Below are 26,070 nucleotides of genomic sequence, written 5' to 3'. Positions count from 1 at the left end.
CTGCACAAGTTCTGCGTCGGCGGCCTGATGGATTAATCTGATGGTTAGGGGTGGATGGCGATGAGCCAGCAGACTTTTGCGTCGCAGTCGAGCTTTGAGAAGTATGGGCGGAAGTCTCGGCGGGAGTTGTTTCTGGATGAGATGGAAGTGGTCGTTTCATGGGTCGAGTTACAGGCTCTGGTCGAACCGCACTACCCGAAGGCCGGCAACGGCCGTCGTCCTGTCGGGCTTGGAAGCATGCTGCGGACCTACTTCATGCAGCAGTGGTTCAATTTGTCCGACCCTGGCGTCGAGGAGGCGTTTTACGAGTCCGCCACGCTGCGGCGGTTCGCCGGCGTCGACCTGGGCGTGGCTCCGGCGCCAGATGAAACGACGGTGCTGCGCTTCCGTCACCTGCTCGAAAAGCATGACCTTGGCGGTGCCATGCTCGACGCGGTGAACCTGCATCTGGCAGCCAAGGGCATCCGCATCGAGACCGGTACGCATCGTCGATGCGACCATCATCCACGCGCCTTCTTCGACGAAGAACGAGAAGAAAGAGCGTGATCCGGCGATGCGTCAGACTCGTAAGGGCAAGCAGTGGTATTCCGGACTGAAGGCGCACATCGGCGTTGATGCAAAAGAAGGTCACGTGCACTCGGTAGCAACGTCGGCGGCCAACGTCTCGGACGTACCTATGCTGCCCGATCTGCTACATGGGGAGGAGCGCAAGGTGTGGGGCGACGGCGGCTATCAAGGCCAGACGAAGGCCATCCGGCAGGCCGCGCCCAAAGCCCAGGACATGACCTGCAAGCGAACCAGGTTCAAGAACTATGTCGATGAAGCTGCAAAGAAGAAAATACGACGAAATCAAAAGTAAGAGCGAAAGTAGAACATGTCTTCCGTATCCTGAGCGCGTGTTCGGCTTCGACAAGGTGCGCTACCGAGGTATCGCCAAGAACCACCACCGGCTATGCACTAACTTCGCCCTCATCAACCTCTACCTCCACCGCAAGCACCTGGCAGGGCTGGCCGCATAGCGCCCGAAAACGGGCAACGACTCTTCAACACAGCGCACACTCAGCCAAAACCAGATACAGCACGGTAGCATCGTAACAAACTGGCCGCCGACTCAAGACGTTTACTCATAACGTCAAATCAGCCGACTGCGCAGAGTTTCCTTAGGGTTTCCAATGTAACGCTCGCTTCTCAAGCCTCGCTCCGGAAGTGGCTGGTGGGTCTGCCGACTTCCGCGAACCGAGCCTTTAGGTTCCTCGGAACAATCAGCTACGCTATGTACTTGGTTCACCTGATTGCCGCCACGATCATCAGGCATCTCTTCCGCAAGCCGGATCCATTCCGCCAGACGTTTGTCCAAGCAATGTTGCCCGCTGCCTTGATGATCGTGATCGCTCAACTCTCATGGGTTTTGCATGACGCGATGATCTTGAGTTGTGCGGTAAAGCAGAGGTACTCGTCGTCGAGGCCGTGAGGAATGTGGGAGTCGCCTTTGCGACTTCCAAGCGCGATTGTTGCGCGTCATTTCCACGGTCTGCACTCGCATCAGTCAAGCAATTCGTATAAGGCCAGTCCCGTGTTGATGAACCGACCTGCTCTGGGAGCGGCCACATCGGCGTACCGTAGATCGGTCGGGACCAGCACTCACCCGTTCTGATGTCATGAACAGGACTAACAGACAAATGCACCATGAGCTAAGTATCCAATGCGAGGCTCTTACGGTCTGCAGGCCATTGAATGAGCTGCGGCCACTTCAGCAAACCCGTGAACACTGCAAATAGATGAATTCCAATAAGAGGCAATACAAAAATGAGGTTTTGTTCTGTCGTTCGCAAAATAGTGAATTGATTCGGAAAGTGCTTTACCTGAATCATGTATGTCCGCTGAACCACCATCCCGTAGGGAAGATAGCATCCAGCTAAGATCAGCCAAAGACCTGCAACTTTATGCCACCTCAAAGCCACTATGCAGGCTGGCAAGGGCGTTGCTAATGCAAATCTAATCGCCCAAAGTTCTTGAGAAAAGTCGCTCGCCCCGACTACAAACATCGCACCCAGATACGCGAGCCAGCCCCAAAGCCCTCGGAGGATTACTAATCCAAAGACAGCACAGCTGATTCAGCTTTAATCCCTCTTGCCACTGTGCGATGCCTCCAGGCTTAAACTATGCCGGTTGTCGGATGTACAGGCTGGGCCACGAGACGCACTCCAAGGGCGGCGCATACCCGGCTCACGGTATCGAATCGTGGAGCACTGTCCGGACGCAGAGCTTTGTACAAGGCTTCCCGCGTGATCCCAGCTGTCTTGGCGATCTCAATCATGCCCCGAGCACGGACAATGTCCCCCAGCGCTGATGCCAGCAAGGATGCATCGTTCGCCCCCAGGATATCGGTCAGTTAGGCAGCGATGGACGTTTCACTGTCGAGATAACGGGCTGCGTCGAACTAACACTGATAGGTGATGAACCACCCTAAGTGGTTATGGTCATTGTCCGGGGAGCGGTCGATAGTAAGTACAACCACTGCAGCAAAACGAAGCTGCGAACTTTGTAATCTGGACCTCATTTTTCCGTCAGGAGCTGCTTCAATGATTTCCCTTCAGCGAATAGTTGCGCTTATTTGTCTTGTTATTGGAGCATTTTCGTCTGTTGCTGCCATAGCCCAATCTCAGGGCATACTCGCTCAAAACCTCGGATCTGGTCCTTATACGATCAAATCTTTGTCGAATAGCTCTGTGTGTGTGGACCTTTCAGGTGCTAACCCCACGAATGGTACAGCCGTTCAGTCTTTGTCTTGCAATGGTACCGTCGCGCAGACATGGTCACTGGCTCCGATTAGCACGGCATCAGGGACTGCCTACCAGGTGGTCGCATCGGTGAGCGGATCGTGTGTGGACGTATCCGGTGCCTCGCAGGCCGACGGAGCTCCGTTACTTGAGTGGCCGTGCCTCGGTGCGAATCATTCCAATCAACTATGGCAGATGTTTGCCTTCGGGACATCCTATGAGCTCGTCTCCGTAAATAGTGGAAAGTGCATCGACTTGGCTGCGGTGAATTCTTCTAGTGCGACACAGCTGCAGCAGTGGACCTGTAGTGGAGGAACGGACACAGGTCAACTCTGGAACCTTGGAGTCATCCCCCCTACCAACACCGGTGTACCTACCTCTCCACCTGCTCCAACAACAGGAGCAACGGTCGACCTATCTACTGGAGAGCAAGCTTTTCAAGCTGACGCTTTTGTAGACTCGATCGGTATTAATACTCACATTACGTATCAAGATACCCCGTACTGGTCGGCGTGGCCCACAATCTTTACCAGTCTTGAAGCTCTTGGCGTTCATCATATTAGGGATGGTTTCTATAGCTGGCCAGTTGGCTCTGCTTTCTATACGGAACATCAGGCACTCGCGAAGGCCGGAATCAAGACTGACTATGTTTTCTCTATCGACAACAGCACGACTCCCCTGGTTGTTCAGACGTTTGCAAACATTGTTCAGGACATGGAGAGTATCGAGGCACCGAATGAGTGTGATGCAGGACAAAACTGCGGCGGCGGAGGTCTTGCGGGGATCAACAATGTAGCCGCCTTCATGAACACCATGTCGGCAGTAGGCAGTTCTCTGAATCTGCCAATTCTTGGTCCATCGTTTACCACGGACGCCGGCTATGCAAAAGCAGGGCAGCTCGGCACGAAGATGACATATAACAATATGCATATCTACTTCGGCGGACGGAATCCCGGTTCTACAGGTTGGGGTGGAGGCGACGCTGAAGGTAATAATTACGGCAGCTTTGCCTGGTGGATGGATCAAGCACACGTCGACGCACCGAGCGCTCCTATTATGATTACGGAGACCGGATACATGGCGTATACGCAGACCAACACTCCCTATACTTTGCCAGAGTCCATCGAGGCCTCGTATGTACCGCGAACTTTTGCACTCGCCTTCAATCATGGAATCAAGCGGACCTACATATACGAGCTCTTAGATGAAGTTTCGTCTCCTGGCTATGGTCTGCTGAGATCCGATCTCTCCCCTAAGCCTGCGTATTCGGCGATGAAGAACCTCATCTCTCTCTTGTCCGATCCTGGAACGACTTTCACGCCTAGCAAGCTGACATACGTGGTGAGTGGAGCCGATGAAAGCCTCAGCCATACGCTTCTTCAGAAACGAGACGGATCCTTCTGGTTGGCTTTATGGCTGGAACAGAGCAGCTACAATCCAGCTACGAATACGTCGACACCGGTAGCTTCGCAGCAAGTAACCATTTCAATCAGCGGCGGTCTGGGCGTGAAGCAGATTCTACAGATGGATAATACTGGGGCCGCAAATAGCATTACTGGAACAGGCAGCACGGTTTCCTTACCTTTGAATGATCAGATGGCTCTGATCCAGATTGGTAAATAACTAGGAAGCTTCATCTTACAACATGCACTTAGAATCCAAATCCGGTTGCTTCTTGAAGCAACCGGATTCAGGTGTTCTAGTTTCCACAAACACCAGTGGAACTGGCCTTTGGCAAGCGGACCCCGTATATGGTTACGCTTGTAGCAGGAATGCCCGAAGTAGTAAATGCGCTTAGTCTTTCTCTCCTCAGCAGCTTAAGACATAGCGGAGGGTCTGATTGCGGCCCTCAGTAGCGGGATTCAACTACCCAGTCAATTCGAATGCGAATGACATGCTCGCCAGAATTTCACTTCTACTTTGATGGCCAAATAAACTCCTATATGGAACCGGGAGCTGCTGTAGATAAGCTTTGTTCTTACTGGGCGGAGTTCAAACAAACGGTGTGACATTATAAGCAGCACCTCCAACGATAGCCATCTGGCGATCGATAGAGGTGAACGAAGGATTTCCCGAGTGGAGTCACCCTAAGCTCTGCTCTTGTAAGACCGCAACCGAGAAGTAGAGCCAGGATGGCCCGGTCCCGCTTGCCAGCCAACACCTCAGGATCGGGTGCGTTCAGCAAATCATTTGCCTGATCTTTCGTCAGCCAGTTCCCTGCCCTCACGCCCAGTTGCTGCACTCCGGGCACGCGCTCGATTCCGACCGCAACAGTCGGCTCAAGCAGGCCGTTGTCGGCCACCTCGCGGGCGAGCTTCCGGATCCGAGCTAAGCGCCGGTTGAGGGTCGAGGTGGCCAGGCCCTGCGCGACCAGCTCCGCCCGGTGCTGCTGGACCAGAGCCTTCGTGAATGTGGCTGGCGCCACCCTTAGTCGCACCAAGGTAGAGAATGCGAGAAGCCCGGTCGGTAGGCACGCCGGAGCCGGCTGACGTGAGGCCGTTCAGGGCGTACGCCAGGAGAGTGGCATCAGCATCCAAGATCGAATCGGTGTCTTGAGGATCTGAAGTGTCTAAGGGCGGAAGAGCGAGCATGTAGCTTTTGAGTTTATTTGGGTTCTTCGGTACATTTGGTGATTCTTTCCAGCAGGCGTGGGTAGGGTAAGAAAGAGGTAGCTGTGGAGGCTCTTGATGATCCAGGCAATCTGCTAACCGAGTCTTTCTGAAGTGAAGCTGGTGTGTCTTCGTCCGAAGGACGGGGCGATCCAGATGGAATGACAGGCCTGCCGCGCTATGGCTTACTGCCCGGTGTGCGGCGAGCTTTAGACTGGATCACGTTAGCTCTTGGCGGCCAGGCCGGCGCTCGTCTTGCAGGGCGCCTCGGCTTACTTGCGAGTGAATCCACGATGCGCTTCGACAGCTACGGCGTCAGGTTCAGCCAGACATGGCGACGAGTCCTCGCGTTCTCGGCATCGATGACTGGGCATGGAAGAAGCGCCATCGCTACGGGACTATTCTTGCGATCTGGAAGCGGGCAAGGTCGTAGACCTTCTTCCCGATCGGGCGTCAGAGACGCTAGCTGACTGGCTCAGAAAACACCTGGGAACGCGGATCATCAGCCGTGATCGTGCCAGCTCCTATGCCGAGGCAGCCCAGAAAGCGGCTCCACAGGCGATCCAGATTGCGGATCGGTGGCATCTCCTGAACAACCTGAGTGAGGCACTCAGAAGCACTCTCGAACCCCATCGCCGTGTCATGGCGCAAGCGGCCCAGTCCCAGCCTTTTGACTCGACAGAACCAGTCACAACACTGCAGGTTTCAGCCTCGCCATCCAGGACAACGAAGCAGAAGAACCGCGAGCGTAGGTATGGTCTCTATCAACAAGTAAAGGACCTCATAGAAGTTGGCGTGAATCAGTCCGACGTCGCTCGCCAACTTGACATCAGTCTGCGCACCATGCAGCGATGGGTACAGGCTGGCACGTTCCCTGAGAGGACGCCTCTTTGCTACCCACACTCGGTCGACCCCTACGCAGACTATCTTGATCAACGCCTGCTGCAGGGCTGCCGCAATGTCAGCCAACTTTGCGAGAACTGCAACAGCAGGGATACCGTGGCCAGCTCAGCAGTGTCTGGAACTGGCTCCAGAAACATCGAGGAAATGACAAGAGAAATGAAGTTGAAAAGCTAAAAAGGCCACAGGTTCATTGCTCGCCAAGACATACAGCGTGGCACATTCTGAAGGAAACAGCTTCAGCAAAGCCATATTTGGACGAGCTTTATCGCGCTTCTCCCGAGATCAGCAAGCTTGCACACCTTGGCAAGGAGTTCTTTCGTATCGTTCGCAGCCGCGATCTTGCTGCCTGGTCCGAGTGGCTTGAAGCTGCCCGGCACACCGCTCTAAGCCGCTTCGCCTCCGCACTCAACACGCGATCGGGAAGCGGTCGAAGCTGCCTTGCATCTGCCCTGAAGCAACGGCCCAGTAGAAGGGCAAGTCCGTCGGCTCAAGCTCATCAAGCGGCAAATGTATGGCCGAGCAAGCTTCGATCTGCTCAGGCTCCGAGTGCTGCAGAGAGCTTGAAAAGAGGCGCTACGCCGTCACCGCTGGCACATGAACAAGCTTCACCAAATGTACGGAAGAACCCACATTGCAGCCAAAGCTACAAGCGAGCAAATGGCTGGTCCTAAATTACTACCCAGATATCCGCAATTATCGGGTGCAACATTAGCGAGAACTGACAATAAATGCGCGTTCACGCATTCATCCCCGCCGTCGAAACATGTGGTCTCCAATCGTTCGGAGGCGATGCCGAGACTGACTTCACTGGGGAAATGGAAGGAATCGTGCATTCCCGCTATTTAGCTGATGCACTCTGGTCGCGGTTCGTTCGCTGGCATTGCGGCTGCAGCTACATTGCCTGAGGGCTTCTTGACAGAGCGTTATCGCTCCGCTTGACCTTCTAAGGTACTGCCGATGGCACCGCTGGTCGGATCACGTGACAACGCGGGACAATCATCGTGACGACTTTCAGTTCCGCACCCATTCCAAAAATGCGTTGCGGGGAACGATGCTGCGACGCTTTTTCACAGGTTCACGCTAGGTAGGTAGGGTCCTTGGTGGTCGACTCGGCTCGAGTTTTGATGGTAGAAGGGTCCTTAATATCGCTTAGCTCTTTGGTGTAGAAGGCGACAAGACCCCAGCGAGGAATCACCAGCTCTCGTTTGTTTGATTCCCTGCTCTGTTGGATGATTGGCTGGAGGTGGCCGGCGCAAACGTTGTAATCCACATCCGGTATCGGGACTCCTCGGGTTGCGGATTCGCCTGAAAGTATTCCGCGATCTTCTGTTTGTTGCTGGACGGACATAGCGACCGCATACGCTAACTTCCGCCATTCGCGGTACCTACTAATTGCCGCGCGTGGACAGCCATTTAGCACTTCAAACTGCTAACACGCTAACAGGTCTTGGTGTATCGCGGAAGAATTTGCGAACAGCCGACAGGGAGTTTTCCACAAGGCAGTACGGGAACACAGCCCCAACCCTCCACGATGCACGAACCCAGTCAGGAGTGACAAAGCATGCACCCCACAGCAATTGCAGAATCGAGATACCGGAACTTCCCTCTTCACATCGCGGACCAATCCAGTGCCAATCACTCCGCAAATTCAAGTTTGTTGTTAAATATCGTTGCTGGCTTTCGCGTACGTAGCCACTTAGCGTTTCAAAATGCTAAGGCGCTAGCGTCTCAGGATGAACCTTGGGAAGATCTGCACCCTTTCCGGCTCCCAGCCTGCGCCTGAGAAAGCGGCCCTGTCTTAGAGACTGCTCATCCCAGGGGGACACCGCATTGGCCCAAACCTAGTACTGCGCCTACAGTGAACCCGAAACAAGGACCCATCCCTAATGGGCTCCCGCCGGCGCGCGCAAGAGCCACCTTTATCTTCCGCGCTGCGCTTATGCAGACCAGGCAAAGTACGCCCGCCCTTCGAATGGCAATCCGGCTCTTGCAACTGTCTCCCACTCCGACGTGTGTCAAGTCCAAGGCGTACTCTAACACAAACGCAGCCAAGCGGTTGAAAGGGCTATGAGTCACAGTAGGTTAACGTAGACACCTAGTGCCTTAGCAATCCAACAATTTAGAAGTCTATTGTTAGCGCGTTACGGTAATTGTATCGGCAGCGCAGGAACAACGCCACAACCGCATAGCCTCACCAATCATGTCAGGAGATCAACGTGAAACAAGCACCCAACGACGGGCCTAGCGTTTACCAGATCGTCACCGATCGCATCATCGCCAGCCTAAGCAGGACAATCGTCTGATCGTGCAAACGGCGGCCAGCGCCTCACGCGCAGTGGACCTCATCACGGGCCACTGCCTGGAAGGCCAGGACACCGACGGAAGGAGAGGGAAGCGCCGATCATACCGGCGCACCCTCTTTCAAGATGTTCAAATTTGACAGTCTAAACATCTAGTATGCTGATATTCTAACCGTCTAACGGCCTAGCACATTGAAAGGATCGCCATGCATGTAGCAGTTGCCAGTTTTAAGGGTGGGGTCGGAAAGACCACAACGGCGATACACATTGCCGCTTACCTCCAGACGCTAGGCCCCACTTTGCTGCTCGACGGAGATGGTACCCGCAACGCAACTGAATGGGCGACTAGGGGCGAAGGCTTGCCGTACCGGATTGCCGACGTTCGTTCAGCCGTGAAACTTGCCCGCGACTTTGAGCACACGGTGATCGACACGGGCCAGCGACCGAGCGATGCGGACCTCAAAGCTCTCGCAGACGGGTGCGACCTCCTTATAATCCCTGCTGTCCCTGCAACGATGGACAGCGACGGTCTTCGGCAGACCATCGAGGCTCTGGTAGAGATGAAGGCTGATAACTATCGCGTCCTCATCACCAAAGCACCACCACCACCTCAGGCGGAAGCGAACAACCTGCGCAATGCGTTGGAGAAGGCCGGGATCCCGACCTTCAGCGCCACCATTCCCTTACTGAAGGCGTTTGAGAAGGCAGCGGCGGCAGGCATAATCGTCTCCGCTGTAGATGACCCACGCGCGGCTCGCGCCTGGGAAGCGTATGTCTCTACCGGAAAGGAAGTCGTAGCGTATGGCAACAGCAACTAAGACCACCGGAAGTCAGTTCGACGGCCTGCTTGCCCCACGTAAACGCCCCCAACCCGAGGAGCCTGAAGCGGCTCCGGTTGGCACAGACGACACGGCTCCAACAAGCCGGGTGTCAGTTGCAAAGTCAAAGGCGAAGTCTCTAGCTAAGAGCAAGAATGACGCCTACCAGGGGAGAACCTTTTACGTTCGCAAGAAGACGTATGCCGAATGCGATTACGTCCTCAAGAGCAACGACGACCCACGCGATATGTCAGACCTGGCAGAAGAACTTCTCTCTACGTGGCTAATCAACGAGGCTAAACGCTCAGCACGTTAGCGCTCTAGTGCTTTGAACAGTAAGAGCAAGCACCCGTGGGATGTCTCTCATTTATCGTCAGCAAAACGTTTGTAGACGATCTATGAAGTGAGACGCTGGTTTCCGATGCGGAAGCCGCTGCGAAGAGCCACACCAGCCTTACACTTCCAGCTCTTGTTCGAAGAAGGCGCATGAATAATGGTCGCATCCACGATCGTGCCGGTCTCGATGCGGATGCCCCTGGCCGCCAGATGCAGGTTCACCGCGTCGAGCATGGCACCGCCGAGGTCATGCTTTTCGAGCAGGTGGCGGAAGCGCAGCACTGTCGTTTCATCCGGTGCCGGAGCCACGCCCCAGGTCGACGCCGGCGAACCGCCGCAGCGTGGAGGACTCGTGAAACGCCTCCTCGAAGCCAGGGTCGGACAAGTTGAACCACTGCTGCATGAAGTAGGTCCGCAGCATGATCCCAAGCCCGACAGGACGACGGCCGTTGCCGGCCTTCGGGTCGTGTGGCTCGACCAGAGCCTGTAACTCGACCCATGGAACAACCACTTCCATCTCATCCAGAAACAACCCCCGCCGAGACTTCCGCCCATACTTCTCAAAGCTCGACTGCGACGCAAAAGTCTGTTGCCTCATCGCCATCCACCCCTAACCATCGGATTAATCCATCAGGCCGCCGACGCGAAACTTGTGCAGAGTTTCCCTAAGGGGTCTGTGGGTCGCAAGAGCCAGCGCCGGCATGCTTCACGATGACACTGCTAAGAACCGCATTCGAAAGCTCTAGCCTGCTAGACATCTAGAGGGCGGATTGCTATATACGCGAAAGCCCACCGCTAGCCATTCCAGGGTGGCGAGAATGGGTTAGCATTCTAGCCGTTTAGATTGCTACATACACAGGAGACCATCCTTTACGGTTTTTGACACCTTGAACCGCTTTATTCGCTCATGGTACCCCTTACGCATCTATTTGGGAGTGGGATTGGGCTTCCGCGTATACAACCTGAGCTCACCAGAATGATGCTATTGGCCACGCTCGTAACGCAAGCTGCGAGCTGGGCATAACTCGATAACTGACCAGACGTGGGCTTCCGTGTATATCAACAGACTCTCAAGATTTCCTCAGTCACCAGTGGGTTTCCGAGTAGCCGGAAGTTAGCTTCCGTGTCTAAAAGGTGGGCTTCCGCCTTACCTTAATGAGGAAGCAGTAGATATATGAGTACAGAAGACCATAAGTAAACACGAGTAGTGCCTGTGGCCCAGGCGGAAAGTGTTTAAAAGCAGGAGCGAGGGAAAACGCGCTTCAGATAAAAGCGCTGCCAAAATGGTTAACCTTTTTGCTCAGGAATTCGGAGAAGAACAAAGAACGTTGGGATTCGAAGATCGCACAATCCCTTATTGGCATTCCACGTACGCTTCAAAGTCTCGATGACAACGTGTGAGAATCCTTGTTTGGCATTCCACGTACAGGATTTAAGTTCCTTTTGTTTTTCCCAGTAACGTTGCTCTCTACTCATGAACCTCTTGTTTGATCTTCTGATCTCTTGTATCTCTTGCTTCCTTATTAAGCAGTACGCGGAATGCCAATGAATTGTCCACGGAATGCCAAATTAGCGTACATGGAATGCCAATTTGTCCGTACGTGGAATGCCTGCGGTCCTGTACTCGCAATGCCAATGAAAAAAACAAAACTACGCTTCTCCCTGTGGATAAGCGTACGCGGAACGCCAATTGGCACTCCGCGTACGTCCTGGTCACTTTCCCAATTTTCGAACTCGTCCTTTCGTGACGTCATCCTCGAGCATGGCCTCGGGAGTGTGATTAACCCAAATCCCTTGTGGAACCTCTCTAATTTGGACACTAGGCCACAACGTGGTCAGTATCCTTATGGCTTGACGGGCGTTGGCCCTGGTGCGGCGCGGGTTTTTGTCCTGAGGGAACTGTTCACTAAGTGCGGCCCAAGGAATGACACTTTCACTTGCGGCGGAGTAGCAACGAAAAATCAACCAGTAGACCAAATCCTGAACTTGTGTTGCGCCGCTGAGCTCAAGCCAGATCTTTCGTGGAAGAACGATGTGGTGTCTTCTGATGTCTTCAAAGAGACCAGCGTTAAGTTGAAAGCCAAAGCGATCCCCCATCTCCGGGAGACTTGACTGACCCTCATCACTTGCCCGTTGTCCCGTGATGGACGCCGGCAAAAAGGATCGCTCGATGATTGGGTACGTAATGTCGTGTTTGGTTCTGTCTGCTTTCCTCTGAATGTTGATCACTAGTCCCGCAACGCGCATAAACCGTTTATTAAGATCGCGATTGCCACTTCCTCCGATAGATAGACCCGTCTCTCTCTGGTATTCGGTGGCAGATGTCCATGGAATGAAAGACGAGTCTGAACGAATTGCCCTATCGAAAAGCCATGCAAGAAGCTTTCTATCTGCCCCAAAAGGAAGAGGAACATCCGGTGCTGACGCGGAGAACGTGACAGACAAGATAGAACCATCGCCTAAACGTGCTTGACGCGTTATCCGCGTCTCCTTCGTCTCGCTGTAAGGGAGTGTGCACAGAATCATCGCCTGTGCTAGCTTGATGTATTCGTCGCCCAACGACCCCTCATGTCTGGCGACCGCAATATCTCCGAGTCTCGTGGCGAGGCGTTCTTTTGCCACTTTGCGCTCCAATGTTGGGTTTCGCTTCGTCTTAGGTCTGTCGGCAACGACCTCAATGATTGGTGGCTCAATCGTTCTCTTCATAGGCGTCGGACTCCAATGGCAAGCTAGTTCGGTGCAGCCAACTCGTTTAGCATCAGGTCCTTACTAATGCATGAACCCACTCCTAACGAACTGATAAGCCGATGTACGGACATATCCCGCATCATTCATCTTACGTAGAAGACTGTTCGTTGTGGCTTGGCCGATGTCCTGAAGGATAAAGTCGGTACCCATCCCGCGAGCAGTTGCGCCGTCGTGGAACACACACACCCTGGTTTCGCCGAACTTTTACAGTCATCAAATACGGTAAAGGCAGTCGATCGTCCTCGGAGGCATAAGCAGTTTGGGTCTGGAGTGATCGCCAACCGAGTCCTCTTGTTGAATGCGCTCCGGGGCATACTCTTGCACGAGACCTGGACCGCAGAGAGCTTCCAAAAGCTGACCGACTCCATCCGCAAAGACAAAAAGAAGATGGCCAGTGACGTCATGAAGCAGTACGAGCCGTAGGGGTGGACCGTAGACTTCAGGGAGACCCTTGAAGCCCACTCAGACCTCACCTGACCGCCGCAGAGAACACGTAGAGCGGATGCTCGCACGCGCCCAACGCCCAACGCCCAACGCCCGCAGCCGGCAAGCGTCGAAGTTGGTCGAGAAGTGGGAGGCGCGGCTCGCGAATCTGGACCGGGGAGGCGTTGCCGCGAAGCAAGCGAGCCTCTTCGGCGACGATTAGCACGAGCAGGAAAGCACGGCAGGGATGCCGATGGCTCAGGGTAGTCAATCAAATCTGAGACGGGTTGAGATGCGTTTCTACCCAGAGGTTCTGATCTGATTTCTGCGAATCCTCACCTAGGGTCCTATGGGCCGCGCTGCTGGACGCTTGTTCCGCCAAGGAGGTGGACCTCCTCCAGTCCGAGACGTTGATAAAGCGCGCATAGCTTGGCCCTGACGAGATAGATATCGTTGACGAGTACGACGCTCCTCGGCGAGCTACGGAATGTGCGACGCCCCTCACGAAACACTGAGAAGATCGCTGCCCCGCAATCTCGGGCGTAGGACATTCCGAACGTGCAGAATAATGATCCTGAGACGCTCAACAGGGTGCAGGGAAGACGGGCACTTTGAAATGTTGAGGGGATCAAAACGCCAAATAGATCTTTGTCGCAGACAGTACAGACCGAGGCCACGGCTGCCCGTACGCTCATCTTCAAGTCACTTCCCGAACACAATTTAGGTCGGAGATTCATAATGCCCGTTCTGCGCGACTTCATCAAACGTCTTGGCTCTCTGGAAGAGTCCATCTGCTCTAAATGCTGCCAAGTAGTACGCACCTCCGATGAAGCGCCGACGCTTCTGAAAGCGCAGGCTCAGCACGTCTGTAGTGAGTTTTCGCTCAATACGGTTCAGCGGGGTGAATTCGCCGCAATGAAATAGCTTTGGATCAGGACGAGCTACTCGTCTCGAGCAGACTAGGCCCGTTGTGGCGGAGTCTAGGATGGCCGGCGGCCTGCCTCCTACAACAAAAGGCCCTCTCTGAATGAGAGGGCTACCAATCGATCGAAACTCAACGCAGGTGTACTTGGTGCCTCAGGGTGCGGGTGGGATGGGTAGCCGGCCGTGTTTAGGTCTCTGACTCAAGAGTTCGGGCGAGCAAACAGGGAAGAAGCACCATCCCGAGATAAGCGGTAATGACCAACAAGGACATGGGTGGTGCTCCTCCGTGGAAGCACTATCGGCAGGCGGAATCAGCGTGTGCATCACACCTTCGGGCCACTGATGGCTGAAGACTGCATCCAACGATCACCTCAACGTAGGGGTTACATGATGCGAAAGATCATTCTTTGGACCACAGTGCTCTCAGGAGCCGCTGCCGCTTACCTGCTCTTCAAACGGGGTGTTCCGGTCGGCACGATCGCCTCAGACGTCCTTACTCACCCGATTGGCACCCTGATACATGAACTGGGGAACAGCGGATCGACATCATAGCTTGGCTTTCCTGACGGTTACGCTGAACGCCACCACTTTCGACTGCCTCATGCTCTTCGAGCGAGTGACTGAAGAGTAGGCCTAAGGCCTTTCCCTCTCTTCAGTCACGCTGAAGAAGCTTGGATAGCGTTGCAGTCGCTGTTGACTCCGTCAGCATCGCCGAATCGAACGCCCCGGAGTCCGGTTCCCCATTGCAGACTTTGATGAAGTAGTGGGATCTCGTCGGGGTGTAGCTAGCCTTTGAGCACCCAGGCTACGGCGCGTTGGGCGAGCGGGGTCTGGGCGAGGGGGATGAGGGTGAGGCTGAAGACGACCATGAGTGCGTAGGGGACCCAGGTGGAGCGGTGAATACGTTTGAGGGTGAAGGCGTCGTAGAGAAGGAGGAGGAGGGGGAGGGAGAGGAATACGGCAAAGGTAGCGGGAATGTAGTGATGGAGGATGGGCCAGCGATCGATGGCGGGGGCAATGATGGCGAGTGTGCTCATCAGCATGAGGCGTTTGTGGGAGGCTGGTTTGCGGCGGTCGAGCAGACCCCAAGTGATGAGAACGGCAAACAGGATTAGGGGTTGGGTGTCGCCGACGAGGAGGATGGTGGGGGGGATGGGGGTGCCGACGCGACGGATGGAGTCGAGCATGGTGAGGAAGCCTGCGACGATCATGAGGGGCGGCAGGATGACTCCGAGGATGCCGACGGTGATGTGCCATCGGACTTTGCGGAGGGCGACGAGGGCATTCTGGAGGATGAGGAGGAAGATCCAGGAGACGAAGAGGGCTCCGTGAATGTGGACGAGGGTGTTGGGGAGTTTGGCGCGAACCATGCCGGCGAGGAAGTAGCTTTGGGCAAAGCCATAGACGACGACGGCGAGGATGAGGAGCGCCATGGCGGGAAAGAAGAAGTCGTCGCTGCGGAGGCGGAATGCGGGCTTTGCAAGGGTCGCCAAGTGGTGCTTCTCCTTGAGGGGTGGGTTGAAGTTGGGAACAGCGTAACACCTAGATGATGGATGCGGCACGAGGATCTTCGTGGTTCGGGATTGGGACTAGGCTGGATGCGCAGGGAGGTGTCGAAGCGAAGCAGGCGAGACTCTGGACCAACGAGCAGCACGAGCAGGAAAACATATAGGGCTGATAGTCTCTCTTTACGCCCGTTCGTAGGATTTCGATCGAGAGTGCTCTCACTATCCCGATTGAGATTGCTGTCTCAGGCCTACTCTTTGACATGGACGGTGTACTCGTAAGGTCCACTCATGGCGATAAGAGATGTTGGGTACGGTGGGCAGAACAGCTCGGGTTGAGCGAGACCTTTGACCTGCGCCGAACTCATGGGCGCCGCGCTGCTGACACCATCCGGGAATACCTACCGAACCTAACCGAGCATGAGATCGCCACTCACCTTGCGCAGCTCGATATGTTTGCGGCCGAGGAACAATCCAACGTTATTGCATATGCCGGCGTGGTTGAACTACTAGCTTCCATTCCACCTCATCAATGGACCATTGTCACGTCCGCGTCTGAGACGATGATGCACAGCCGACTGACCGCGGTTGGAATAAAGGAACCCAGGCGCACAGTCGGAGGCGATACGATCGCCAAGGGGAAGCCACACCCAGAAGGGTACCTCGCTGTGCAGCGATCCTCACGCGTCATCCCGAAGATTGCTTGGTGATCGAGGATGCGCCAGCAGGAGTTCGGGCAGGTATGGCGGCCGGATGCCAAGTTCTGGCCGTAGTTTCTTCGCATCTACCGGACGGGCTCCGCCAGGCAGATTGGATTGTCTCATCCATCAATCAGATTACGGTGTTGGTTGATCCTGGAACTGCAATACTGAAACTCAAATTCCAGCGATCCAACAGGTTGCAAGTAGTCTGCGGCCAGGGCCGACGGCTTGAAGCATGTTTGGGAAGGAAGCACGTAAGTGCAACTGAAGCTTGCAGGTCGTTCTTTGAACGATACCGTGTTTAGCGGGCGTTTGGATCTTGAAGTGGTCCTTTGCAGTGGTGCGCGGCTTCTAACTCGTCCTCGGTCTGAGCGTTGTGCACAGTTCGGTAACAGACCATACAGATGAAATGCCATGATCCGTCTGCATAGTCGCGGCGGACAAACGAGGGGGATTCTTGTCTCATGTCGCACATCCTTCTGCGTTGCCCCATATAGTACAGGAACATCTCTTTTTGTCATGCAAAAAGACTTTTGTGAAACTTTGAAGCGCATCTCAAACTCACTAAATTAGTTGCGACATGGCGTAGCCGGCCTGCGTTTTCTCTGACTAAGAATTGGTTAGCATGCATTTTGTGAGACATCCTTGAGCGCAACCTAATGGGCGGGGCGTGTCTTCTGTCGCGTTGAACCTAATCGAGGTCCAGCTTGCGGCCTTAATCGAGCGTGGGCGTGGGTGGCCTGAAACGGTTACGAGCTGCGGAAGATGGAAGCGGCCGGCGTCTACCCTCTAAAGCGGTTGCCGGCGTAGGCAGTTATGACGTGCAAGCGAAAGGGCGACGGGTGATGCAAGCCCGTGGCCTCTCAGTTATGCCAGCCGGGCCAGAGGATGGCTTCGTCGATCAGGAGGTTCTCCAACTTCCTGGTAAGGCGTTCGCGGGTCTGCGGGTTGTGTTGGCGGTCGAGGCGAGCCGCAAGTTCAATGTCGCGGCATACGGTGTAGTGGCGATACAGCAAAGTTTTGCTCATCGTTCGTAGGAGCGGCTGAATTCCGCTCAGAAGAGGTTTGCGTAGTCGCAAAGCTTCAGTTCACTCAAGTTCTAGTTGTCAATCTGGCCCTTAATCGCGCGAGAGGATGCGCTGCCTATCCCGTTTCTCACCCTGCTAGCAGCACGGTTGGTGCACTCATGGCACCCTTGAAGCGCAACTTGAAGGCTTTAGCTGCCGGAGATTGGCTACTGGATGGTTCCGTGCGGGGACTGAACAAAAGGCTCAGCATAGAGCTGGAGCATTCGACCGAGTTCGGCAGCATCCTTCGGTTCCAGTATGAGCTGCGTAGCAGACATCGTTCGCAGGTCGGGGTTTAGATACTGGACGCGGAAGAACACTTGGCCGGCGAGAGTCTTGGCCACGGAGTAGCCAGTTATCGAAGAGACGAGAATCTCACCGTTTGCGTCAACCTCAATTTCGTCAGTAGGCATGTGAGGGAAGTCTACCGGCTTGTCACCAACCACGGGGTTGCGCGGCGGCCATATAGTCAGGATCCAAGGCGCGGAAGTTGAATTGAAGCCTGACGAGCTGAGCGAAGGTGACGGCTTGGAGATGAACGGCACGGCCCTGCTTGAGCTGATCGAGAAGGCCGATGACTTCTGGGCGGGGCATAATTCGGCTGAACACCTCGGTGAAGTTGCCGGTGTTTTCAAGGAAGGACTTGCCGGTGTTGGCGGGGTCGCTGCCCTGGATGCTGTAGCTGATGTATCCCAAGTAAGGTATCCGCACGGGGAGAATGGTTGGCGTGATCTCCAGCTCGTAAGTGTCTTGTGTGTAGTTCATCGGCTACTCATTCGCATCGGCCCAGCCCTTTTGCCATGCCTCAGTCTGGGTTTCGGGATCGTATGGCTCACCGTCCAGAGCAGCTTGAAATCCATGGTCATAATTTTCATTCCTTAGCTCATTCCCTTCAATGCCGGTTTCTTCTGGTGTCGACTCCAACTGTTCCTGCATGATCGATCCCTCCTGCAACTCACTGGTATTCCCCGCGTGAGATGCGCTTAGACGACGTAGTGGAACATAAAGAACTTGGCACACTTGATCGCAAATCAATACCTAATCGCATTGTTTTGTGAAGCTTGGACCGTGTCATAAACACGCTGAGTGTGCCAAGCTGGCACGCTAAAAAAGCCGCCGATTGCACGGCTTTTTACACCCAGATCCATTGCACAGAGATTTCACAGCGCTTGCACAATTCGCACTGAGAAAACGTGACCTTTCACAGCGATTCAGCGTAGTGGAACATGAAGGGAGAGTGCCTCCCAGCCTGATTGTTGAGTCTAAGTGTTTGTTTATGAGCAACTTGTAGAGTGTCTTTTTAGCCTTGAGTGTCTAATAGGCACCCCTAAAATCCTAGGGGCCGAAACGCCTAAAAACCGCCCCATGAACACTTTTGCTACAAAAGATGAACACTTCGGCAGCGTCAGGATGCCATGAACACCTTCTAAACAGACCGCCGATTCGGAGGCGGGAAAACGGACGCTAAACGGCCTAGAATTTAAAGATGGATGGGCATATAGAAAGAGTGGCAGGTGGTGCCAATCGAAGTCGAGGAGCGGAATCGGGCGCAGGCTAGTGACCGTGACAAAGATCGAGCGTTCCTTTCGCAGTGGAGCTCCGAAGACTACCCCGCTTGCCACGTCGGTATGGGCCTCCTAAGCCGCCTCGCCGAGTCTAGCCCGGGTGCATACGAGCTAGCCCTCTCAATGGGGTTCGAGCGGCCCGACCACCCACTCCTCAAGAGAAACCCGATGTGGCGGGCGTTCGTGGAACACATGAACACCTGCGGAGACTGCAATGAGGCATGACATAGCCGGGGCCGAGTCGATGAAGTGCAAGATTATTCCGCTTACGGACACGCACTGGTGGGCTACTGCCGCTAATTAGGAGCCTCCCTTCAGCTTCTGGGCAACACACAGCGACGTGAAAGCATCCTTTGCTGCTCGTTCAGGAGAACTCCGTGACTACAATCGAAGGCCGGACAATAGTTGGTGAGCACCTCATGATTGATGGGACTAGGTTCATAGGATGCACCCTCATTGGGTGCGTTCTTGGCTATGAAGGCGGAGAAATATCCTTCGACAGCACGAGGCTTCGCGATTGCAGATATGTCTTTTTTTGGCCGTCCGAGCGTACCGTTCATCTACTTCAAGAGGTCGGACTCATGCCCTATGTCAAGGAAGAGTGGGGAGAGTGTTTCTTTCCTCCAGAGTTTGCCTAGATGGGTGACTAGCTCGCTTTTCTCTGAGGGTAACGGTGCTCTTCGACTTTCTTCCAATCGGAGGGAGGCATGACGGCGACTCTCCCAGGAGCGCTCTTCACCACTGACTTCGCCTTTGATCTGTAAGCATGGAGGCCGTTGCCTAGCCGGATCGGGCCTGTGCCTGGTAGGCCGGAAATATCCTCGGGCTCAATTTTTCTTTGCGCCACGATGATGCGCCAGGCGACATAAAGGCAGGTAGGAACGAGAAGGTATACGAAAGACTCCATAAGACCCTTCAGTGCAAGATTGTGTTTGGCCGGTGTGGGGCCATACTATCTCACATTTCGCAAGTGGTTTAGAACGGGTCGTAAGTGCTGACTCATTGGCTTTGCGCTGGTATAGTCGCTTGCATGACAGAGGATCAATACAGCGTCAGGTTCGGCTACCGGAAAGCGGCGGTGGGCTTCCATGTCGTGGCCGCTGCGGTTCGTCGGGGCGAGACGCCGGTCTTCGTCCGAGGCAAGCGATTTCTGAGGCTCGACCAGCTAATAAAGGACGTGCCGTCCGTCTACCCCCCGTCCAGCTCCGAACGAACCGAGACCACCCCTGTTCGGGTCTCGGACCTCGTTTTGCTGTCCCTAGGCTTTGATCCGTTGGCGTTCGTGGCGGTATAGCACTTGAGCCCGGACCTCCAACCCTGTTTCAGGCAGAAAGACGTAAGCCCCGCTGTCTGTGGAGTTCACAATGCCCTGCTAACGGTGACGACTCTGCCCATCGACAAACTCGCTCCCGTACTCGGGACGGTGACATGCTACGTCTGCCCGCTTACCAAAGATGTAGTTATATAAAATGACGTCGGGTTTGATCCTCGTGCGCTTAAAGGGAGTCAACCTGTGGTTGGTTGCGGCCTGTACCCTGGGGCGTATAGGGTCGCGGCATGGATACGAGCGCCTTCGAGTTTTCTGCGCTAATGGGCTACCCATTGGACGGCTTCAACTTCGCAATCTTCACCGACCGCATGTTCGTAGAGTCTCCAGATGATTTCAGCGTCATCGATGCCCGGAAGCTCTCGGCTTGGCTCCTCAAGCGAAAGTGCCCAGGTTGCGCCCATCAAGTCGATTTGATGCGTGCTTTCAACTGTGATCACGTCTGCTTCATCTCCGGCGATCTCTTTGACCTTGGCCTAAAGATTACGTAGGGCGGGCACGCCGGGAGGATATACATACCGCCCGGTCAATCCCATGCTGGGCAGTGTTCGGAATAGCGGACCTGAGATGCTGACAGTGCCTAATGCTGTCGCGAATTGATAATTTGTTTGTTGTTCTTGCCAATTGGGGAGGGGTGCATGGTGAAGAAAGCGGCAATTAGGATGACTATTACGCCCAGCAGAACGTAGAAAAACATAGGAGAAAACCGGCTTGATGAGGGAGCAACGATTTTCGGCGTCGGCATGCTTTTAGGATGCGCGGGGTGCCGGTCAAGTATTCGCTTATTCAATGGACTCGATGCCACGAAACGAAGCCAAGGACCGGCGAGGGGTTGAAAGTCAGCTATCTACTCAGTCACACCGGACGAACGCTATTTCGGGATGAGAAAGCCTGTGACGTTGCACAAACCTAGGCTTGCCTCGGAGCGCCGGGCGCAGCTCACCTGCGAACTGATGGACGCATGTCGCGAAAGGGAAGCGCCATGGGTGCCGACTGCGTGGCGGATGTCACCCCGAGCCTGAAAGAGCTAGGCGAAGACTTCTTCAAGATGGTGACGGCCTCGCCGGTGCCAGTAGACATGCGGGCGCTGCGAGCACTCAAGCGTTCGCCGCTGGCCCTCGACCTATACGCGTGGCTGACCTACACGGTAAAGCTGGCTACAACCACGGATTGAGCAGCTGAACCCCGCAGTTATCGAAATCAGCAGTATTGCGAGTTGCGATCGTGAAGCCATGTTCCTTGGCTGCAGCTGCGATCATGGCATCCCGGTCTGGTCGGCGGTCAGGGACATGCATTGCGGCGCACAGAACCGCCGTGGTGCTCCCGAAGGGCAGTACCTGTGAGGAAAACTCCTTCAGCACGCCCTGAAGCCAGCAGCGCAGCATCTGGCCTTGTTGAGTGTCCTTCCGCTCCATCAGCAGAACACCCGTCTCCAGTTCGAGAATACTGACGGATGAAAGATAGAGCTGATTGCCAGGGATACTAGCCGCCCAGCGGCGTACGGCGGCAGATGGATTCGCCTTGCCCACCCGCAGCTCCGAAATTACATTGGTATCAAGTAAAAACACTATTCCAGTTCCGCCGGTTTGAAGCCCATGTTGTCCAACTTTGGCGGGTCGAACTCGAACTGGCCGCCGGGTAGCGAATCCATGATGTCGAGCAGGCTTCGCGGCTTTTCGCCGGCAAGTTTGTAGTAATCCTCGATCTTCAGCAAGGCGAACGTCGGCTTGCCTCGATCCGTGACGAACACCGGCCCGGCGGTCGTTGCGCGCTTAGCCTGCGCCAGATCACGTGCGAAATCCCGCGATGAAACGGTGGTGATGGACATCATTGCTCTCCCTTCTTGCAATGTATGTATGTTATGACAAGATAAATCGCAATGGAAGAGAAAGCTTTTGAAGAAGCGTCTTATGAAGAGCTGGACGAAGGTTCATCGTCTCAGAACATTGAAATTATGTAATCGTTCGAATACACTCGGCGTATGTTCTCGATCCGGCCACTGCCCGAATTTACCGCCTGGATCGACGAGCTGAAGGATCAGACGGTACGCGGTGTCCTCGTCGCCAGGATCAAACGCCTTTAACTCGGTTTGATGGGAGATGTTCAGCCGGTGGGCGATGGTGTCTCCGAGTTGCGCATTCACCTGGGCGCGGGATGGCGGTTGTATTTCACTCAGCGCGGTACGCAGATCATTGTGCTGCTGGTCGGTGGATCGAAACGCACCCAGAAGAAAGACATCAGGCGCGCCAAAGCTCTGGCCGCCTTGCTCGATTGAACGGAGGAAACGATCATGAGTAAACGCATCAAGGTGGCCGATCTACCCGAGTTCGACGCAGCCCATTATCTCGACAGTGAAACCTCCATCGCCGCCTACCTGACCGACATCTTGGAGGCGAACGATGCATCCTTGCTGGCATCGGCGCTGGGGGACATTGCCCGTGCTCGGGGCATGACCGAGATTGCCAAGAGAGCCGGGATCACGCGGGAGGCTTTGTACAAAGCCCTGCGTCCAGACAGCGCTCCCCGATTCGATACCGTGAGCCGTGTGTGCGCCGCTCTTGGGGTGCGTCTCGTGGTTCAGCCTGTACATCCCACGCCAGAGACAGTTTGAAGACCTGCTCATCGCCCGTGGAGTGCAAAGCAGCCATTCAGGAAGCCTTCGCAGAGATGAGAGCGGCTTAGTAGAACGCCATCCAGCTTAGCTGTTTCCGAACTGCATGCAGTAAGCCAACCAGCGCATGATCTACCCCGTCACGCCAGACGGACGATATTTCGTGGTGCGGGGCAGGCTGTGGCGCTGCACGAACCCAGGCCTGCCAGAGGAACGGCGGGCGGAGCTCACCCGCGACCTAGTGGAGGCACGACGCGAGAAGGGACGCGCCATGCGGACTCGCGATGTAGAGGGGCGGGAGCAAGCGCGGCGGCGCTTAGTAGGTTCCACAGCCCTACAACCGTTGCATTGATCTTCGCTATGCATGTGAACTTACAGAACTAAGATTCGGCGGTCGTCGATAGGTCCGACTGCCGAATCGGAGATACTCTCAACCCATCCTTGCGGAACCTGCTTCCCACGCTGGATTCTGCTTCCAGACTTCCTTCAAGAGACGTTCGGGGTGAAGCGGCTTAGCCAATATCGACATACCACCCGCACTTCGCGCCAAAAGGCGGAAGTCTGTGGTATCCGCTTGCCCGGAGAACAGCAGAACTCGGCAATTGGGGCATAGCGCCCTGATCCTGATCACCAGGTCGACCCCTGAAAGCTCAGGCATCATCACATCGGAAATCAAAAGGTCAGGCGGGCCTAGCGCAGCCGCACTTAGGGCAAGCAGAGGGTTGTAAAAGGGCGTTGCAACAAAGCCGTTCTTGCCCAAGATAATTGCGAGCGTGTCTGCAATGTTTCGTTCATCGTCCACGACGAATGCGATAGGCTGGCTGGTGATCGCCATTGTTCATCCCTCTTTCCGAGGCGGCAACCGTATCACCGATATGTCACCGTAGCATTCAAAGTCAGACGCGTCTGTACGGGAGATCACCCGCCATCAGCCGCGTCAAGGACAGCGAGATTGAAGCGCGTGGCGGCGGGTGATAGAGAGTGGGACACCGGCAGCGATCAGCGGCTTACGGTATTTAAGGAAGATTAACCACACTGATGTTGAGCTTGAGCTTCCTCAAGTGTGACCTCTGGGGATGGTCGGACGATCTGACAGCATTTTGAGCAGATGGCCTCAGGCATGGGCCCTTTGCGGATGACGAAATCTTTTAGGCTTGCCATCGAGAAATCCCTCCAGTGACCATACGTAACGGGCCGCGAAAAATCGGCCCCGCTTCCACGGGGCCATGTCATGATGCTCTCTCTTGGCAGACAAGCTGGTGACCGCTCGTCAGATGTACAGATAGTCTTTACGGGAATGAGGTTGCCCCAGGGAGGGTTCACGATGGACCTTCTTGTATAACCCTCCCCAGCCTTCCCAGCGCATAGGGCGCCGTCCGACATTGGCAACGGTCATCACAATGAAGAGTTGCTCGCTTGCACCTTCGACCGGAAAGTCGTGTTTCACCGAAAACGTTGTCCCAACCGTCCCGATAACAATTATTCGCACCGCTGCGGAGATCTTCAGATTGCCGCGGTCTCTGAGATCTCGGAACAGGCTTCAACCGAAAGTGATGGTCGACAGGATGGCCGCGTAGATCGCCAGAAGGGTCGTGGGATTCCAATGAATGTGCATGCCAGCCATTTTAGGCTGGAGGTGTGATCCGAGAGAGGATGACGACCTTAGCTTTCATCCCTCGGGAGTTTCACTCGTAACCCATCGTGTTAAGCAAGCATACAGCGCATGCGGATTTGTGTACGGTATCGGGGTACCAGAGCCGCCTGATGCATCCGGGAAACCTGCGAAGACGATATTTTTCTAGAATTCCGACCGGTGGGAAGTTGGGGCGATGGGCAGGGGATAAGGTTGTCACTGAATTTTACGGGAGCTGGGTTTCCAGGGATCCAGGAGAAAACAACATGAGCAATTATGGAGTCCTCTCCGCCCAGATTCAGGCAACGCCTTAAGCAGGTGTACGCGAGCGGCAGATGGAACAAGTGCCAAGCCTAAACCCTTCTTCAAGTTTGTCGCAGAGGATTAAGTGTCGGACGCTTCCTTGTCCGCTCGAATCCGGGAGAGCGGACGGCGCGTGGTAGAAGCTTACGAAAATCTTGGTAGCCACGCTGAAAGGGTGGTCTAAATCTACAAGATGATGTGATTCCCGTGAAGTCGGGTTTCGGCAATTACGGCCCACTTACGCTCAGTCCAAGGGATGATCCCGCTGCCTTGTCGGCTTTTTAGCTTGTCGAGAGGGCACCCGCGGAGAGGGACGTGCGCCCCCAACCCGTCTGAACCATTCGCAGTCGATCTTCGCTTTCTTCAGTGTTTCTGGGGTGATTGCATACTCTTCGGACCAGGAGTCTAAGGAAACTCTGCACAAGTTCTGCGTCCGCGGCCTGATGGATTAATCTGATGGTTAGGGGTGGATGGCGATGAAGCAGCAGACGTTTGCGTCCCAGTCGATCTTTGAGAAGTATGGGCGGAAGTCTCGGCGGGAGCTGTTTTTGGATGAGATGGAAGTGGTTGTTCCGTGGCCCGAGTTACAGGCTCTGGTCGAACCGCACTACCCGAAGGCCGGCAACGGCCGTCGTCCTGTCGGGCTTGCGATCATGCTTCGGACGTACTTTATGCAACAGTGGTTCAACTTGTCCGACCCCGGCGTCGAAGTAGGCGTTTTATGAGTCCTTCACGCTGCGGCGGTTCGCTGGTGTTGACCTGGGCGTGGCTCCGGCACCGGATGAAACGACAGTGCTGCGCTTCCGCCACCTGCTCGAAAAGCATGACCTTGGCGGTGCCATGCTCGACGCGGTGAACCTGCATCTGGCGGCCAGGGGCATCCGCATCGAGACCGGCACGATCGTGGATGCGACCATTATTCATGCGCCTTCTTCGACCAAGAACGAGAAGAAAGAGCGTGATCCGGCGATGCGTCAGACTCGTAAGGGCAAGCAGTGGTACTTCGGACTGAAGGCGCACATCGGCGTTGATGCAAAAGAAGGTCACGTGCACTCAGTGGCAACGTCGGCGGCCAACGTCTCCGACGTACACATGCTGCCGGATCTGCTACATGGGGAGGAGCGCAAGGTGTGGGGCGACGGCGGCTATCAAGGCCAGACCAAGGCCATCCGGCAGGCCGCGCCCAAGGCCCAGGACATGACCTGCAAGCGAACCAGGTTCAAGAACTATGTCGATGAAGCGGCAAAGAAGAAGAATACGACGAAATCAAAAGTAAGAGCGAAAGTAGAACACGTCTTCCGTATCCTGAAGCGCGTCTTCGGCTTCGACAAGGTACGCTACAGAGGCATCGCCAAGAACCATCACCGGCTATGCGCCAACTTCGCCCTCATCAACCTCTACCTCCACCGCAAGCACCTGGCGGGAACCGCCGCCTAGCGCCGGGAGACGGGCTATGAGTCTTCGACTCCGCACAAACCCCAGCCAGAACAAGCAAAGCACGGCCCAACCGCAGAAAA

Annotated in this window: 23 protein-coding genes and 3 pseudogenes; 14 read left to right on the top strand and 12 right to left on the bottom strand. The window is 55.1% G+C overall.

What is annotated here, in order from left to right; translation table 11 throughout:
- The first annotated feature begins 60 nt into the window (after nucleotides 1-60).
- Nucleotides 61-1,019 (top strand): annotated as a pseudogene (locus ACIX9_RS22605) (IS5 family transposase).
- Nucleotides 1,020-2,155: 1,136 nt separating this feature from the next.
- Here ACIX9_RS22605 and ACIX9_RS25235 read toward each other — a convergent pair.
- Nucleotides 2,156-2,404 (bottom strand): annotated as a pseudogene (locus ACIX9_RS25235) (addiction module antidote protein).
- A 178-nt stretch (nucleotides 2,405-2,582) separates the two neighbouring features.
- Between ACIX9_RS25235 and ACIX9_RS22590 the strand changes: the two are divergent.
- On the top strand, nucleotides 2,583-4,403 hold the full coding sequence (locus ACIX9_RS22590; protein ID WP_013573206.1) for an RICIN domain-containing protein: 1,821 nt from the start codon (nucleotides 2,583-2,585) through the stop codon (nucleotides 4,401-4,403).
- Nucleotides 4,404-5,761: 1,358 nt separating this feature from the next.
- Nucleotides 5,762-6,466: a transposase gene (locus ACIX9_RS22580; RefSeq protein WP_041598239.1), complete on the top strand. Its 705-nt coding sequence runs from the start codon at nucleotides 5,762-5,764 to the stop codon at nucleotides 6,464-6,466.
- A gap of 901 nt (nucleotides 6,467-7,367) precedes the next feature.
- Here ACIX9_RS22580 and ACIX9_RS27855 read toward each other — a convergent pair.
- The gene (locus tag ACIX9_RS27855) at nucleotides 7,368-7,640 is read right to left on the bottom strand and encodes an SOS response-associated peptidase family protein (RefSeq protein ID WP_041598238.1); all 273 of its coding nucleotides are present in this window, start codon (nucleotides 7,638-7,640) and stop codon (nucleotides 7,368-7,370) included.
- A gap of 1,158 nt (nucleotides 7,641-8,798) precedes the next feature.
- On the opposite strand from ACIX9_RS27855, the gene ACIX9_RS22570 reads away from it, so the two are divergent.
- Nucleotides 8,799-9,410 carry a ParA family protein gene (locus tag ACIX9_RS22570; protein WP_013573204.1) on the top strand — a complete coding sequence of 204 codons (612 nt, stop codon included), beginning with the start codon at nucleotides 8,799-8,801 and terminating at the stop codon, nucleotides 9,408-9,410.
- Nucleotides 9,394-9,726 (top strand): hypothetical protein, encoded by a 333-nt coding sequence (locus tag ACIX9_RS22565; protein ID WP_013573203.1) that lies wholly within the window; start codon nucleotides 9,394-9,396, stop codon nucleotides 9,724-9,726. Before ACIX9_RS22570 ends, ACIX9_RS22565 begins: the two co-directional genes overlap by 17 nt.
- A gap of 143 nt (nucleotides 9,727-9,869) precedes the next feature.
- On the opposite strand, the pseudogene ACIX9_RS25230 reads toward ACIX9_RS22565, so the two are convergent.
- Nucleotides 9,870-10,344 (bottom strand): annotated as a pseudogene (locus ACIX9_RS25230) (IS5 family transposase); the annotation flags it as partial.
- A 1,115-nt stretch (nucleotides 10,345-11,459) separates the two neighbouring features.
- Nucleotides 11,460-12,452 carry a replication protein RepA gene (locus tag ACIX9_RS22555; protein WP_013573202.1) on the bottom strand — a complete coding sequence of 331 codons (993 nt, stop codon included), beginning with the start codon at nucleotides 12,450-12,452 and terminating at the stop codon, nucleotides 11,460-11,462.
- A gap of 493 nt (nucleotides 12,453-12,945) precedes the next feature.
- Between ACIX9_RS22555 and ACIX9_RS26160 the strand changes: the two genes are divergently transcribed.
- Together ACIX9_RS26160 and ACIX9_RS25220 are read left to right on the top strand one after the other, a co-directional pair.
- A complete protein-coding gene (locus ACIX9_RS26160) occupies nucleotides 12,946-13,140 on the top strand; it encodes a hypothetical protein (RefSeq protein WP_157478365.1) in 195 nt (64 codons plus the stop codon).
- A gap of 515 nt (nucleotides 13,141-13,655) precedes the next feature.
- Nucleotides 13,656-13,841 carry a hypothetical protein gene (locus ACIX9_RS25220; RefSeq protein WP_013573200.1) on the top strand — a complete coding sequence of 62 codons (186 nt, stop codon included), beginning with the start codon at nucleotides 13,656-13,658 and terminating at the stop codon, nucleotides 13,839-13,841.
- Nucleotides 13,842-14,626: 785 nt separating this feature from the next.
- On the opposite strand, the gene ACIX9_RS22550 is transcribed toward ACIX9_RS25220, so the two are convergent.
- Complete coding sequence (locus ACIX9_RS22550; protein ID WP_013573198.1) at nucleotides 14,627-15,334, bottom strand: hypothetical protein; 708 nt, start codon at nucleotides 15,332-15,334, stop codon at nucleotides 14,627-14,629.
- A gap of 275 nt (nucleotides 15,335-15,609) precedes the next feature.
- Between ACIX9_RS22550 and ACIX9_RS27850 the strand changes: the two genes are divergently transcribed.
- The gene (locus ACIX9_RS27850) at nucleotides 15,610-16,056 is read left to right on the top strand and encodes an HAD hydrolase-like protein (protein ID WP_049789496.1); all 447 of its coding nucleotides are present in this window, start codon (nucleotides 15,610-15,612) and stop codon (nucleotides 16,054-16,056) included.
- Nucleotides 16,057-16,910: 854 nt separating this feature from the next.
- Here the strand turns inward: ACIX9_RS27850 and ACIX9_RS26155 are convergent.
- The 4 genes from ACIX9_RS26155 to ACIX9_RS26150 form a co-directional block, all read right to left on the bottom strand.
- Entirely contained in the window at nucleotides 16,911-17,075 is a 165-nt protein-coding gene (locus tag ACIX9_RS26155; protein WP_013573197.1) for a hypothetical protein, read from the bottom strand.
- 206 nt (nucleotides 17,076-17,281) lie between these two features.
- Nucleotides 17,282-17,527 carry a hypothetical protein gene (locus tag ACIX9_RS22540; RefSeq protein WP_013573196.1) on the bottom strand — a complete coding sequence of 82 codons (246 nt, stop codon included), beginning with the start codon at nucleotides 17,525-17,527 and terminating at the stop codon, nucleotides 17,282-17,284.
- Nucleotides 17,528-17,549: 22 nt separating this feature from the next.
- On the bottom strand, nucleotides 17,550-17,879 hold the full coding sequence (locus ACIX9_RS22535; RefSeq protein ID WP_013573195.1) for a hypothetical protein: 330 nt from the start codon (nucleotides 17,877-17,879) through the stop codon (nucleotides 17,550-17,552).
- A gap of 3 nt (nucleotides 17,880-17,882) precedes the next feature.
- Nucleotides 17,883-18,050 (bottom strand): hypothetical protein, encoded by a 168-nt coding sequence (locus tag ACIX9_RS26150; RefSeq protein ID WP_013573194.1) that lies wholly within the window; start codon nucleotides 18,048-18,050, stop codon nucleotides 17,883-17,885.
- 1,659 nt (nucleotides 18,051-19,709) lie between these two features.
- On the opposite strand from ACIX9_RS26150, the gene ACIX9_RS22515 reads away from it, so the two are divergent.
- From ACIX9_RS22515 to ACIX9_RS27845, 3 genes are all read left to right on the top strand, one after another.
- Complete coding sequence (locus ACIX9_RS22515) at nucleotides 19,710-19,973, top strand: hypothetical protein (protein ID WP_013573191.1); 264 nt, start codon at nucleotides 19,710-19,712, stop codon at nucleotides 19,971-19,973.
- Nucleotides 19,974-20,236: 263 nt separating this feature from the next.
- Nucleotides 20,237-20,497, top strand: a complete 261-nt coding sequence (locus ACIX9_RS22510; protein WP_013573190.1) for a hypothetical protein — start codon at nucleotides 20,237-20,239, stop codon at nucleotides 20,495-20,497.
- A gap of 470 nt (nucleotides 20,498-20,967) precedes the next feature.
- Nucleotides 20,968-21,180, top strand: coding sequence for a replication protein RepA (locus ACIX9_RS27845; protein ID WP_041598234.1), 213 nt, complete (start codon nucleotides 20,968-20,970; stop codon nucleotides 21,178-21,180).
- On the opposite strand, the gene ACIX9_RS22500 is transcribed toward ACIX9_RS27845, so the two are convergent.
- Both ACIX9_RS22500 and ACIX9_RS22495 read right to left on the bottom strand, forming a co-directional pair.
- Entirely contained in the window at nucleotides 21,164-21,574 is a 411-nt protein-coding gene (locus ACIX9_RS22500) for a type II toxin-antitoxin system VapC family toxin (protein ID WP_013573189.1), read from the bottom strand. The two genes, ACIX9_RS27845 and ACIX9_RS22500, sit on opposite strands and share 17 nt — an antisense overlap.
- Complete coding sequence (locus ACIX9_RS22495; RefSeq protein WP_232298989.1) at nucleotides 21,574-21,837, bottom strand: type II toxin-antitoxin system Phd/YefM family antitoxin; 264 nt, start codon at nucleotides 21,835-21,837, stop codon at nucleotides 21,574-21,576. Before ACIX9_RS22495 ends, ACIX9_RS22500 begins: the two co-directional genes overlap by 1 nt.
- 261 nt (nucleotides 21,838-22,098) lie before the next feature.
- Here ACIX9_RS22495 and ACIX9_RS27580 point away from each other — a divergent pair, with 261 nt between their 5' ends.
- A complete protein-coding gene (locus ACIX9_RS27580) occupies nucleotides 22,099-22,281 on the top strand; it encodes a type II toxin-antitoxin system RelE/ParE family toxin (protein ID WP_332308652.1) in 183 nt (60 codons plus the stop codon).
- Between the two features lie 15 nt (nucleotides 22,282-22,296).
- Nucleotides 22,297-22,617: an addiction module antidote protein gene (locus tag ACIX9_RS22485; RefSeq protein WP_013573187.1), complete on the top strand. Its 321-nt coding sequence runs from the start codon at nucleotides 22,297-22,299 to the stop codon at nucleotides 22,615-22,617.
- A gap of 430 nt (nucleotides 22,618-23,047) precedes the next feature.
- On the opposite strand, the gene ACIX9_RS22480 is transcribed toward ACIX9_RS22485, so the two are convergent.
- Entirely contained in the window at nucleotides 23,048-23,452 is a 405-nt protein-coding gene (locus ACIX9_RS22480; RefSeq protein WP_013573186.1) for a response regulator, read from the bottom strand.
- Nucleotides 23,453-25,029: 1,577 nt separating this feature from the next.
- Here ACIX9_RS22480 and ACIX9_RS22475 point away from each other — a divergent pair.
- Nucleotides 25,030-25,990, top strand: a protein-coding gene (locus ACIX9_RS22475) for an IS5 family transposase (RefSeq protein ID WP_232298991.1) whose coding sequence is annotated in 2 segments (ribosomal slippage) — nucleotides 25,030-25,266 and nucleotides 25,268-25,990 — 960 coding nt in all. Because the reading frame shifts where the segments join, the coding sequence is not laid out codon by codon here.
- The last annotated feature ends 80 nt before the right edge of the window (nucleotides 25,991-26,070 follow it).

It is taken from the genome of Granulicella tundricola MP5ACTX9 (assembly GCF_000178975.2).
GTDB classification, from domain to species: Bacteria; Acidobacteriota; Terriglobia; order Terriglobales; family Acidobacteriaceae; genus Edaphobacter; species Edaphobacter tundricola.
Note: the sequence above shows the minus strand (reverse complement) of the source record. Positions and strands in the feature narration are given on the sequence as shown.

Bases quoted from the DNA above. Each gene is read 5' to 3' on its own strand.
- ACIX9_RS26150 (WP_013573194.1), bottom strand. From the start codon at position 18,050: ATGCAGGAACAGTTGGAGTCGACACCAGAAGAAACCGGCATTGAAGGG.
- ACIX9_RS22510 (WP_013573190.1), top strand. From the start codon at position 20,237: ATGGATACGAGCGCCTTCGAGTTTTCTGCGCTAATGGGCTACCCATTG.
- ACIX9_RS22540 (WP_013573196.1), bottom strand. From the start codon at position 17,527: ATGCCTACTGACGAAATTGAGGTTGACGCAAACGGTGAGATTCTCGTC.
- ACIX9_RS27855 (WP_041598238.1), bottom strand. From the start codon at position 7,640: ATGTCCGTCCAGCAACAAACAGAAGATCGCGGAATACTTTCAGGCGAA.
- ACIX9_RS22495 (WP_232298989.1), bottom strand. From the start codon at position 21,837: ATGATGTCCATCACCACCGTTTCATCGCGGGATTTCGCACGTGATCTG.
- ACIX9_RS22515 (WP_013573191.1), top strand. From the start codon at position 19,710: ATGACAGAGGATCAATACAGCGTCAGGTTCGGCTACCGGAAAGCGGCG.
- ACIX9_RS22485 (WP_013573187.1), top strand. From the start codon at position 22,297: ATGAGTAAACGCATCAAGGTGGCCGATCTACCCGAGTTCGACGCAGCC.
- ACIX9_RS22580 (WP_041598239.1), top strand. From the start codon at position 5,762: ATGGAAGAAGCGCCATCGCTACGGGACTATTCTTGCGATCTGGAAGCG.
- ACIX9_RS27845 (WP_041598234.1), top strand. From the start codon at position 20,968: ATGTCGCGAAAGGGAAGCGCCATGGGTGCCGACTGCGTGGCGGATGTC.
- ACIX9_RS22555 (WP_013573202.1), bottom strand. From the start codon at position 12,452: ATGAAGAGAACGATTGAGCCACCAATCATTGAGGTCGTTGCCGACAGA.
- ACIX9_RS25220 (WP_013573200.1), top strand. From the start codon at position 13,656: ATGCCCGTTCTGCGCGACTTCATCAAACGTCTTGGCTCTCTGGAAGAG.
- ACIX9_RS22590 (WP_013573206.1), top strand. From the start codon at position 2,583: ATGATTTCCCTTCAGCGAATAGTTGCGCTTATTTGTCTTGTTATTGGA.
- ACIX9_RS27580 (WP_332308652.1), top strand. From the start codon at position 22,099: ATGGGAGATGTTCAGCCGGTGGGCGATGGTGTCTCCGAGTTGCGCATT.
- ACIX9_RS27850 (WP_049789496.1), top strand. From the start codon at position 15,610: ATGGACGGTGTACTCGTAAGGTCCACTCATGGCGATAAGAGATGTTGG.
- ACIX9_RS22565 (WP_013573203.1), top strand. From the start codon at position 9,394: ATGGCAACAGCAACTAAGACCACCGGAAGTCAGTTCGACGGCCTGCTT.
- ACIX9_RS22535 (WP_013573195.1), bottom strand. From the start codon at position 17,879: ATGAACTACACACAAGACACTTACGAGCTGGAGATCACGCCAACCATT.
- ACIX9_RS22570 (WP_013573204.1), top strand. From the start codon at position 8,799: ATGCATGTAGCAGTTGCCAGTTTTAAGGGTGGGGTCGGAAAGACCACA.
- ACIX9_RS26155 (WP_013573197.1), bottom strand. From the start codon at position 17,075: ATGAGCAAAACTTTGCTGTATCGCCACTACACCGTATGCCGCGACATT.
- ACIX9_RS22480 (WP_013573186.1), bottom strand. From the start codon at position 23,452: ATGGCGATCACCAGCCAGCCTATCGCATTCGTCGTGGACGATGAACGA.